General features: G+C 77.4%; 2 protein-coding genes and 1 pseudogene. All 3 read right to left on the bottom strand.

Translation table 11 applies throughout. The features are described 5' to 3' along the window. Positions 1-198 (bottom strand): annotated as a pseudogene (locus AB0J52_RS39070) (DUF885 domain-containing protein); the annotation flags it as partial. Positions 199-283: 85 nt separating this feature from the next. Next, complete coding sequence (locus AB0J52_RS39065) at positions 284-952, bottom strand: LysE family translocator (protein ID WP_500188119.1); 669 nt, start codon at positions 950-952, stop codon at positions 284-286. Between the two features lie 70 nt (positions 953-1,022). After that, a partial coding sequence (locus AB0J52_RS39060; RefSeq protein ID WP_500188118.1) for a hypothetical protein occupies positions 1,023-1,760 on the bottom strand: 738 nt, incomplete at its 5' end.

Below are 1,760 nucleotides of genomic sequence, written 5' to 3'. Positions count from 1 at the left end.
GGTGCCGTCGAGGGGGGTCTTGTCGAGCGCGGCGAGGGTGCGGCGTGCCAGGTCGGTGCGGGCGGCCTCGCCCTCGGGGCTGTAGTCGGTGAGCCGGTCGTCCTGTCCGGCGATGCCCATCATCGCGGCGAGGCAGGGGTCCAGCGCGGCCATCTCGTCGACGTAGCGGTCGGCGAGCGCGTCCAGGGAAGAGGTCATCGCCCCAGCGTAGGGCGCGGGTGGTTCGCCGGGCCAGGTCGTCTGCGGCGCGGGCGGGGGCGGCTCTCCAGGGCGGGTGGGGTGGTCAGGTGGAGTCGGTGGCCAGGCGCAGTCCGAACCCGACGAGGACGACGCCGGAGGCGCGTTCGAGGACGCGGCGGACGCGCGGGCGGCGCAGGACGCGTCCGGCGCCGCCGGCCAGCCACACGATCGGCGTGTACCAGACGAGGTCGACCAGGGCCCACAGGACCGACAGGGCGACGAGGGTGAGGGGGACGGACGCGCCGTCGGGGACGAACTGCGGGAGGAACGACACCGCGAACACGCCGGCTTTGGGGTTGGCGAAGCTGGTGACCACGCCCTGCCGGTAGCAGCGCGCCGCGCCGCGGGTCCCGGCGGGCGGTTCGGTTTCGGCGAGGTTCCCGGTGGCGGTCTCGGTGGTGGCGGTGCTGGTTGCGGTGGTGGCGGCGCGGCGGGACTGCCAGAGGGCGCGCAGGCCGAACCACAGCAGGACGGCGGCGCCGGCGATCCGCAGGGTGTCGTAGGCGACACGGGAGGCGACCAGGAGCGCCGACAGGCCGAGCGCGGCGGCCAGGCCCCAGGCGAGGACGCCGGTCTCGTTGCCGAGGACGGTCGCCATGCCGGCGCGTCGTCCTTCGCGTGCGGCGCGCTGGACGATCACGACCGTGCTCGGGCCGGGCACCATCGCGATGAGGAACGCCGCTCCGAGGAAAGCGGCCATTTCGTTCAGCATCGGCCCATCCTCACCGTGCGGCGGGCGCGGCGGCAAGCCCCGCGCGGGCAGGGGGACGGCGCGGAATGCGTCAGACCGATCCGCCCGAGCCGCCGTCTCCTCCGCCGCCGGGGCTGCCGGACGGGCCGGGGGTGACGGGCATGGAGTCGCGCGGTGTGGGCGTCGGGGTCGGTGAGGACGGTGTGGTCGGCGGCGGCGACTCCGAGGGTGACTCCAGGGTCGGTTCGGGCGGCTGGGGCGGTGGGGTCTTCACCGTCGGCTCGCACGCGAACAGCACGAGCAGCAGCACGGCGAGGACGGCGAGGATCCCGGCGAGGGTGATGATCGCGGCGACCAGGCCGCGTTCCGGGGGGCGTTCGGCGGGCGGTCCCGGGGTGAGGGGCGGGGCGGGGCGGGCGAGCGCGGGTTCGCCTGTGCCGCCGGCCCAGTAGGGCTGGAACAGGGGGCCGCGGCGTCGCATCCCGCCCCAGCGGCCGCGGAGCGCGCCGTGCGGGACGACCGGCTCGAGGAAGCGTTCGGCGCCGGCCGAGTGGCCGTCGTAGGCGGTCGCGACCCAGGGGGCGGGCCCGTCGGGTTGCGCCGCGAGGACCTGGGCCGCTCCCCCGGCGGTGCCCGCGGCCGCAGGTGTCCCGTCGGGTGCGGCGAACGCCGGACGCCCGCCCGCGGCCGGACCGGCCGGGCCCACCGGGCCGGTCCCTGAGGCCGCCCCCGGCCCCGGTCCGGCGGCCGAGGCGCTGGTGGAGCTGGATTCGGTGAGGGTGGGCGCCGCGCCGCCGGGACCGGCCCCGGCCGGGGCGGCAGGAGCACT

Source organism: Spirillospora sp. NPDC049652 (assembly GCF_040675125.1).
In the GTDB taxonomy this organism is placed as follows: Bacteria; Actinomycetota; Actinomycetes; order Streptosporangiales; family Streptosporangiaceae; genus Spirillospora.
Note: the sequence above shows the minus strand (reverse complement) of the source record. Positions and strands in the feature narration are given on the sequence as shown.